At 70.2% G+C, this 8,407-nt stretch carries 10 protein-coding genes and 1 pseudogene; 7 read left to right on the forward strand and 4 right to left on the reverse strand.

Annotation, left to right across the window (positions count from 1 at the left end; genetic code table 11):
* A pseudogene (locus AC08OU_RS08610) lies at window positions 1-751 on the forward strand (hypothetical protein); the annotation flags it as partial.
* Here the strand turns inward: AC08OU_RS08610 and AC08OU_RS08615 are convergent.
* Entirely contained in the window at window positions 741-1,868 is a 1,128-nt protein-coding gene (locus AC08OU_RS08615; RefSeq protein WP_476604606.1) for an S-adenosylmethionine:tRNA ribosyltransferase-isomerase, read from the reverse strand. The pseudogene AC08OU_RS08610 and the gene AC08OU_RS08615 overlap by 11 nt on opposite strands.
* Complete coding sequence (locus AC08OU_RS08620) at window positions 1,865-2,575, reverse strand: SDR family NAD(P)-dependent oxidoreductase (RefSeq protein ID WP_476604607.1); 711 nt, start codon at window positions 2,573-2,575, stop codon at window positions 1,865-1,867. Before AC08OU_RS08620 ends, AC08OU_RS08615 begins: the two co-directional genes overlap by 4 nt.
* Before the next feature lie 88 nt (window positions 2,576-2,663).
* Here AC08OU_RS08620 and soxR point away from each other — a divergent pair, with 88 nt between their 5' ends.
* The 5 genes from soxR (at window position 2,664) to AC08OU_RS08645 (ending at window position 6,394) form a co-directional block, all read left to right on the forward strand.
* A complete protein-coding gene (gene soxR, locus AC08OU_RS08625) occupies window positions 2,664-3,134 on the forward strand; it encodes a redox-sensitive transcriptional activator SoxR (RefSeq protein ID WP_476604608.1) in 471 nt (156 codons plus the stop codon).
* Window positions 3,135-3,661: 527 nt separating this feature from the next.
* Entirely contained in the window at window positions 3,662-4,558 is an 897-nt protein-coding gene (locus AC08OU_RS08630; RefSeq protein ID WP_476604609.1) for a hypothetical protein, read from the forward strand.
* Window positions 4,559-4,590: 32 nt separating this feature from the next.
* Window positions 4,591-4,848, forward strand: coding sequence for a hypothetical protein (locus tag AC08OU_RS08635; RefSeq protein ID WP_476604610.1), 258 nt, complete (start codon window positions 4,591-4,593; stop codon window positions 4,846-4,848).
* A gap of 256 nt (window positions 4,849-5,104) precedes the next feature.
* Complete coding sequence (locus AC08OU_RS08640; RefSeq protein WP_476604611.1) at window positions 5,105-5,986, forward strand: helix-turn-helix domain-containing protein; 882 nt, start codon at window positions 5,105-5,107, stop codon at window positions 5,984-5,986.
* 204 nt (window positions 5,987-6,190) lie between these two features.
* A complete protein-coding gene (locus AC08OU_RS08645) occupies window positions 6,191-6,394 on the forward strand; it encodes a DUF397 domain-containing protein (RefSeq protein ID WP_476604612.1) in 204 nt (67 codons plus the stop codon).
* Window positions 6,395-6,412: 18 nt separating this feature from the next.
* Here AC08OU_RS08645 and AC08OU_RS08650 read toward each other — a convergent pair whose 3' ends face one another.
* Both AC08OU_RS08650 and AC08OU_RS08655 read right to left on the reverse strand, forming a co-directional pair.
* Window positions 6,413-6,763: a hypothetical protein gene (locus AC08OU_RS08650; RefSeq protein WP_476604613.1), complete on the reverse strand. Its 351-nt coding sequence runs from the start codon at window positions 6,761-6,763 to the stop codon at window positions 6,413-6,415.
* Between the two features lie 186 nt (window positions 6,764-6,949).
* Complete coding sequence (locus AC08OU_RS08655; RefSeq protein ID WP_476604614.1) at window positions 6,950-7,456, reverse strand: DUF6328 family protein; 507 nt, start codon at window positions 7,454-7,456, stop codon at window positions 6,950-6,952.
* A 223-nt stretch (window positions 7,457-7,679) separates the two neighbouring features.
* Here AC08OU_RS08655 and AC08OU_RS08660 point away from each other — a divergent pair, with 223 nt between their 5' ends.
* Window positions 7,680-8,324, forward strand: coding sequence for an ACT domain-containing protein (locus AC08OU_RS08660; protein ID WP_476604615.1), 645 nt, complete (start codon window positions 7,680-7,682; stop codon window positions 8,322-8,324).
* Window positions 8,325-8,407: the final 83 nt, after the last annotated feature.

Below are 8,407 nucleotides of genomic sequence, written 5' to 3' on the forward strand. Positions count from 1 at the left end.
GGGAGTCCGCGAGGCCCGCGCGCTGAGCCTAGCTCTGGCCGTGCTCGCCGTCGGGCTGGCGGCGGGCGAGCCGTTCAGGCGGCGGCGCCGGGGGCGGGACGTCGTGGACCGGCGTGGCCGGCACCCGATCGACGTCCACCCTGCGGCCCTGCCCGGCCCGGCGATCGACGTCGCCGCCTTCGAGGATCTGCTGGCCGTCGCGCACCGCCTGGACCGGCCGCTGCTACGGGCGTGGGAGGACCACGGGATCGCGACGTACCTGGTCCAGGACGGCGGCACCACGTACCGGTTCTCCGGGCCCGGCCCGGTCTGGCCCCTGCCAGATCCGCTCCTGACGCCGCTGATGCGTCCGGTCTCCGCCGCCGATCCTGCCGAGCCTGCCCACACGGACCTGACGGCCGCGGAGCCAACGGCCGCGGAGCCAACGGCCGCGGAGCTCCCCGCCGCGGAGGAGACGCCGTCGGATGGGGCCGCCGTCATCGAGGCGATGCTGCCGGAACCGGCTCCGGCCGCGGTCTCGGTGCCTGCGACGGGCCCCAAACCCGGGCCCCGTCCGATCGACCACAAAGCTCGGCATCGACGCCCGGCCGACACCGCTACCGGTGCCTTGCGACCCATCCCCCAGCAGCGGCGGCGCGCACCGAGCCACCGCTCCCCCGGGCCCGCGATCCCGGTGGACCGGGACGCGGCAGCCGACGACGAGGACGCCCGAGACGGCGTCGATCAGCTGCGCAACTGGCTCAAGGCGTGACGCGGCCGAGCAGGCAGGTGTCCCCGAACTCATGCCAGAGGTAGCGCCGTTCGAGCGCAGCGGCGTAGGCGCGGCGGACCACGTCCGGACCCGCCACCGCCTCCAGCAGCAGCAGGTGAGACCCCCCGGGCGCGTGCAGGCCAGTGATCAGCCCGTCGACGGAACGGACCGGGCGGTCCGGGCCGACGACGAGGTCCGTCCAGCCGGCTGCGGCGACCACCGTGCCGTCCGGCCGCGCGGCCGACTCGAGCGCCCGCGTCACGGTCGTGCCGACGGCGACGACCCGGCGTCCCCGGGACCTGGTCCAGTTGACCAGCGCGGCGGTCGACGCCGGCACGCGAAAGCGCTCGGGCGGCGGCAGCTCGTGGCTCTCCAGCGACGACACACCTGTGTGCAGCACGAGAGGCGCGAAGAGCACACCCGCCGACACGAGCCCGGTCACCAGTTCCGCGGTGAACGGTCGCGCGGCGCTCGGCATCTCGGCACTGCCCGGCTCGGTGGCGAACACCGTCTGGTACGCCGGGAGCGGCCACCGGTGGTCGACGTAGGCGTACCGGATCGGCCGCCCGTGCCGTTCGAGGATCGCGGGCAGGTCCGCGCCCGCACCCAGCGCCGCTCGCCAGAGGCGGACGCCGCCCGCCGCGGCAACCCGACCGTGAGAGCCCAGCAGGGTGAGCGTCGCGCCGCCGGGCAGTCGCAGCCGCTCACCCGGATCGGCGTCCAGCACCGGCCGGGCGCCGTCCGGCGCAGCGCGCAGCTCGACCACCCAGCTGCCGTCGTCCAGCGACGTCGCGACGTGGACCACGGCGGGCCGGATCCGCCCGCGCGGGTGGAAGCGGGTGGCGTCGACCGCGGCGGCCAGCGTGCGTGAGACGTTCACGACCAGCAGGTCGCCGGGGCTCAGGTGACGTCCGAGGTCCCGGAAGCGGGCGTGGCGGATCAGGCGCCGGCCCTGGGCGACCAGCAGCCGTACGCCGTCGCGGGGCAGGCCACGCGCCTCGGGCGGACCGGTGGCGGACAGGTCGTCCGGCAGTTCGAAGCGCGTTTCTGGCTCGGCCGGCGTCCGGCCATCCCCGAGCGGCGCGGTGGCCGGATGCACGGATGGCTGCGTTGTCATGACCGGACCGCGGCGAGGTCGGTGGCGCGGTACCTGCCGCTGGGCGGGCGGGTGTCCAGCAGGTGGAGCAGGGCGGGGACGACGGTGGCCGGCTCAGGACGGTCGGAGATGTCCTCTCCCGGGAAGGCGCGCTGGTGCATCTCGGTGCGCATGTCACCGGGGTCGACGGCGTACGCGCGGACGCCTGACCGTCCTCCTCGGGCCAGCTCGGCACCGAGCACGCCGGTGAGCTGGTCGAGGGCCGCCTTGCTGGATCCGTACCCTCCCCACCCGGGGTACGGCTCCACGGCGGCGTCGGAGCTGATGTTCAGCACCGTCCCTCCTACGGAGGTGAGGGCAGGGAGCAGGAGCTGCGTCAGGGCGAGGGGTGCCAGCACGTTGACCCGGTAGAGCCGTTCCAGCGCGTCGAGGGAGATCTCCGTGAGGGGCGGTAGCGGACTCGGCCCGAGGTCGCTGGCGTTGTTGACCAGAAGGTCCGGGCCGCCCAGGCGACCGACCTCGGCGACGAGCCGCTCCCGGTGGTCCGCATCGGCGACGTCGCCGGGCAGCGCGACGACGTCCGCCCGCAGCGACAGCTCCCCGGCCACCTGTCTCAGCGGCTGCTCGCGGCGGCCGTCGATCACCAGGGACCAGGTGCGCGCCGCCAGGGCCCTGGCCAGTTCGAGGCCGAGGCCCGCGGAGGCTCCGGTGATGAGTGCGACCGGCATGACTATCTCCTGACGAGTCGGGGTGCGGTGCTCCCTGTCCACCGAGCCTGCAAGTTCAAGCCAACTTCAGGTCAAGTACGGTGTGCACGTGGAGGCGACGGACCTGCTCACGGTTGGCGAGGTGGCGCGCCGCAGCGGCTTCGCGCCATCGGCGCTGCGCTACTACGAGGAACAGGGGCTGCTGCGGTCGCGGCGTACCGGCGGGGGTCAGCGCCGGTACGAGCGGCACGTGCTGCGACGGCTGGCCTTCATCCGGGCCGCGCGCCACGTCGGGCTGAGTCTCGAGGAGATCCGTGCCGCGCTCGCTCAGCTCCCGGAGGAGCGCACGCCGAACCGCGCGGACTGGACGCGCATCTCCCGGTCCTGGCGCGGTCGCCTGGACGAGCAGATCAACGCGCTCGTCGCACTGCGGGACGGGCTGGACTCGTGCATCGGGTGTGGCTGCCTGTCGCTGAAGCGGTGCACGATGTCCAACCCCCAGGACTGGATCTCGGCCCGCGGTCCGGGGGCGCGGCTGCTCCCGGCCCCCCTGCGTGAACCGACCCCGCCGCACGCCTGACGTACTTACGCACACGTACGACCTGCATTGATGCCGGCGATCGGCGCGGTGGATGCGATCGGGTGGACGGCGTGTCACCAGACGTCCGAATGATGGATGCCGGAGTGACAGCTCGCATATCGCCGTCCTGCGTTATGCCACGATCGGGCGAGGGCGAGTCGAAGTGGCGACTATAACGGCAAAATGGAACCCGTTGCATAGCTTCGGGGAATCAACCTGCCCGAAAGCCTACACAGAGCAGTGGAGCGGAATGTACTCTGACGAAGTGCCACCTAGCAGATGGCACGGCACGAGCCGACATAGCGGCTCCGACGTCAACTCCGGCCCCGCGGCCGCCGGCGCAGCAGGATCCGGCGGTCTCGGCGCACAAAGAACCGCACGACCGGTGGGGGTCACCGGCCGTGCGCTCATCAGTCACAGCTCAACAGCCTTGGGAGCGTGAACGTGACCACTTCTCATACTACTGAGCACACGGCCGCGAGGCACTGGTCGGGACTCGGCCACCCTCCTCGTTCCAGGAGCCTGCAATGATGCCGCTCGGCCCGCGGGGCCGACGTGAGCTCACGGTCGTCCGCGACCTGGAGCGCGGGCGGCGGCGTCGGCGGCCGTTGCCGACCACGGTCCTGTGGCGGTGGAGGTACGAGCTGCTCGCCATCTCGGCCGCCGGGTCGGCGGGCCGGGCTCTCGGCGACGTCGTGGGTTACGACACGGTCGGAGCGCTGTTCCTCGGGACGGCGGCCGCCGGGTGGTCGTGGCCGCCCTGTCGCGAGGTTCTCATCCGCATCACCTGGCACGTCATCACTCCGCACCGGCTCCGGTGCGGTTGCGTGGCGGCACGCATCCACGCCGACGCCGGGCGACTGCCGGCGGTGCTGTCCACCCGGGCGATCGCCGGTGGACACCAGGTCGTTCTCTGGTGTCCGGCCGGGTGTTGCGCCGAGGACTTCGAGGCGAACCGGCACCTCCTTCGGGCAGCTTGCTGGGCGGCGGAAGTGCGGGTTCAGCGGGACGCCCGGTACTCACAGGTGGTGTACGTGGACGTGATCCGGGATCCGGCGGCGCCGGGACCGGACACCGGCGCAACGCAGCCGCCGCAGGGCGCCCACGAAAGTCGGCGCCCGCCTGCGGGCCGGCCGTCGACTCGTGACCGGGTGACCACTCTGCGGCGGGAGCGGCCGCTTCCGTGCTGGGCACGCGCGCGGGGGGTGTCCAGGCGGGAGCCGCCGCGACCTGCGAGATCGACGTCGCGGGGAGGGCGCGCAGCCTGCGCCCTGCCTCGGCGCCGGTCGTCCGGCGAGCCTGCCGAGCAGGTGCGCCACTTCCCGGTAGACATTGTCCGGGAGGCGAGGGCATCGATCGCCCGGTTCCCGCAGGCACGGCTGCGACGGCGAAGGGTGACGGGTGCGGGGGGTGGGGTCCGGTGAGGCGGGATGCCCGCGACACGCGGGGCTGGACCGTGGCACGGCACGGACATCCCCACGGCACCCCTGACCTCCCTCGGCAGCCGACCAGGTCGGTCCTCGATCCTCGGTCACCCGAACTCGTGCAGGCCCTCGCGCGGCTCGAGATCGCGGCCAGGGCCCGGGACCACGAGGCGGCGATCCGGATCCTTGATCACCTCGTATCCACCAGCGACGAGGGCGCGTGGCTCCTGCAGCAGTTCGGGGCGGTATGGCTACGACACTTCAGCGAGCACGTGGCCGGGGAGCCGTAGCACGGCACGACAACTTCATCAAAAGGGACACAGGGATGTGACCTGGCAACTTGGGCGCAGCCACTCCGGAAGGTCCCGGAGTGGCTGTTAGCCGAGCGTAAGCAGTCAAAATGCGAATACCAGCACCGCTCACCATCGATTCGCATGGTGGACTAGGGTCTGTCGAAGGTTGTTCTTGCGATAGGGTTCCTGCCGAATAGCGGGACTTCAATGTGCGAACTGTCGGATTGTATTGTCCGCGAAGGGAAGTGACTTCATGGCGGTCCAGGACCCCGCCGCCCTCCGTCGGAGGCTTCGGGTCGAGCTGCGGCGTGCCCGGACCAACGCGAAGCTCACGCAGAAGGAAGTCGCCGACGCCCTCGACTGGTCTCCGAGCAAGCTGATTCGGATCGAGAGCGGTCAGGTCGCGATCTCGACGACTGATCTTCGCGCGCTCCTTCAGCACTACGGCGTCAAGGACAAGCGCCTGATCGAAGACTTGGTAGCGATGGCGCGCAACTCCAAGAGGCAGCCATACAGCCAGTACAAGGAGTACTTCAGCCCCGAAGCCTTGACCTTGTTCGGCTACGAGGCGTCTGCGTCGATCATCCGACAAGTCGAGCCGCTCATCCTGCCCGGTCTGGTACAGACCGAGGACTACATGCGTGCGGCATTGAAGGACGTCTACCAAAACCCAGATGACCGCCTCGAGCGGGTTGTCGACGCGCGTCTTGAGCGTCAAGAGATCTTGGAGCGGGACCAGCCGCCGCAGACCTTCTTCATTCTTGGGGAGGCAGTGATCCGGCAGCTGGTAGGTGGCCGGGGCGTCATGCGTCGCCAGCTCGAGTATCTCGAGAGCCTCAATGGGCGCCCCAACATCTCGATTCAAGTGCTCCCCTTCAACGTCGGCGGGCATCCCGGCATGAGAGGGCCATTCGTCCACTTGGAGTTCGAGGATCCCACCCTGGACGATCTGCTCTACCTCGAGGGTCGCGCGGACTACGTGACGCGAGACGACCCGGAGGAGACGAGCAAGTACCTGAACATCTTCTGGGAACTCGAGAGCCTTGCAACCAGCAAAGCAGAGTTCTCCGAGCTGGTCAGGGCGATCGACGTTGCATCAGGAGGTACAGAACTGGCCGTACCAGCCAAGACATAGGGGAACTGCCGCCGGCAACTGCGGGGAGAACGATCCGGCGGCCTGCAGACGTGTGTCAAGGAACCCCGGATGACATACGTCTCTGTGGCGTGCCCATAGTGCTTCTGATTCCTTTTGTTTACACTCGGGTCAAAGATCCGAAATGTCACAGGGGTCTGCGGCGCGATGCGACACCCCTGCTGTCTGGCGTGGGAGGGAGTGCTCGTGTCTGAGTCCGGCGGAGCGGTTCAATGGCGAAAGAGTTCCTACAGCGGCAACCAGGCCTGCGTTGAAGTCCGTTCCGATGGGTACCTCATCGGTGTCCGCGACTCGAAGGACCCCGAGGGGCCCCAGTTGACGTTCACTCACGCGGAGTGGCACGCCTTCGTCCGCGGCGTCCGGGGCGGCGAGTTCGACCTTCCCGAGTGACGCGCTTCGAGCGCTCACTCAGGCGGCGGGGCCCCAGGAGCGAGGGATGGACCTGACGCCCGGCTCGGGAACCGAGCCCAGCGTCGGGCCCGGTTCAACGGCGGGGCCGGCGATGTGATCCGCGACCTCGCGCAGGCCTGCCGCCACGCACTGGCGCAACAGCCACTGGCCGTCCGCCGTCTCCGCCAACCCCGCGAGGATCCTCGCGGCCGACTCGCCGTCACGCAGCCGGGTGGCCACCTCGAGCCGCGCCAGCGCTTCCACCAATTCCGCCGATCGCGGGTCGTGGTGGTGCGCACTGGACGCCGACTCCAGGTACACCGGCACCGGACCGAAGTCCGGCGAGGCCGGAAGGGGCCGCCAGTTCATGTGTCACCACCCGTTTCGTCAGTCGCGCCACCTCCAGATAACCCGACAGGAGGGGGGTACGTCGACCGCTACGTGGGGAAACCTTCCGTTTCCCTACGTGTCCGCCGCCACTCGCGACGCACTTCACAGACCGCCCAAAACTCCCCGAACGAGCCATAACGGCAGGTCAACGACGTTGTATGGCGATCAGCCCGACACGGCGGACGCATCCTCACGCTGCTGTTGCCGCCGCTGATCCGCGAGCCGCAGCGCCGGCACCACGAGCCACAGCGCGACGAGGAGCAGGGCGAGCCCACCGGCGGACAGCAGCGCCGGCACCCGGCCCAGGACGAAGTCGAGCACCAGGTAGACGGAGGACACGACGGCAAGGCCGAGAAAGAAGAGCCCGGCAGCGGCCAGACGGGACGCCGCCCTCACGATCTGGTCCTTCAGGCGCCGCCGGAACAGCACCCGGTGATAGGCGACCGGCGCGATGAGGCACGCGGTCGCCAGGGCCGAGCAGGCGAGCGCCGCCACGAAGACGTCGCGCTGCCACTCGTTCAGCTTCTCGAACCGGGCCTGCATGGGAATCGTCAGCAGGAAGGCGAAGAGGATCTGCACCCCCGTCTGCGCCACGCGCAACTCCTGGAGCAGTTCCGTGAAGTTCCGGTCGGCGCGTTCAGCCTCCGTCTCCTCGGGCCGATCAACCGTCATGGGCTGAGCATGACATCGGCTCCCGACCTCATCATGTCGATCCGGCGCCCGGGGCGTCACCCGCGACCGTGTGGGATCCTGACGTCGATCCAGATGTCGATCCAGACGTCGAACCTGAGTCAAGAGCCTTTGGGAGATCTGGCGGTCGCGGCGCCCGCAGGTGTGCGCACAGCCCAAGGTCAATAGGCGCCCTGCTGCTTGGCGCGGTGAGTGGAGGTTCTCAGTGCTCGCACGAGTGCGGATCAGCGTGCCGGACCGTCCCGGCTCGCTCGGTGCGGTCTCCTCGGCGATCGGTGCCACCGGGGCCGACATCGTCAAGCTCGACGTCCTGGAGACCGAATCCGGCCGCGCACTCGACGACGTCTTCGTGAGCGTTCGCGACCCCGCACACCTCGCCGTCGTCCGCGGCCGCCTGGAGAACCTCCCCGGTGTGATCGTCGCCGGGATACAGCACCCCGCACCGCCCGTCACCGGCCACGCCGACCTCGAACTGCTCGACCAGGTGCTGTCCCGTCCCGAACGCGGCCTGCAGACCCTGGTGGACGGCGTCCCCCACGCCTTCGGCGCCGACTGGTGCGCGCTGGTCGAGTACGGCACCGGCGGCGAGGTCAGCGGCGTCCTCTCCACGAGCCCCATGTGTCCCGGCCCCGATCAGGTCGTCCTCCGGTCGCCGCTCCGGCTGGCACCCATCCGGATGACACCGCCGGGGGCCTCGGCGCCGTACGGCGGGACGGCGCTCGTCCCGCTGGGTACGGGACTGCTGGCCCTGGTGATCGTTCGGACCGAGGGCCCCGAGTTCCACCGCTCGGAGCTGTGGCGCCTCGGCCAGGTCGGTCAGATCATCGGCACTGTCCTGGCACCGGTCTGAGAGCCCTTCTTCCAAGAAGGGCTCTCAGAGCCTGTTTTGGAATTCCGCGCCGTAGCGAGGAGCCGCCCGGTGTGGCGCTCCGG

This window comes from Frankia sp. CcMO1, from assembly GCF_977945845.1.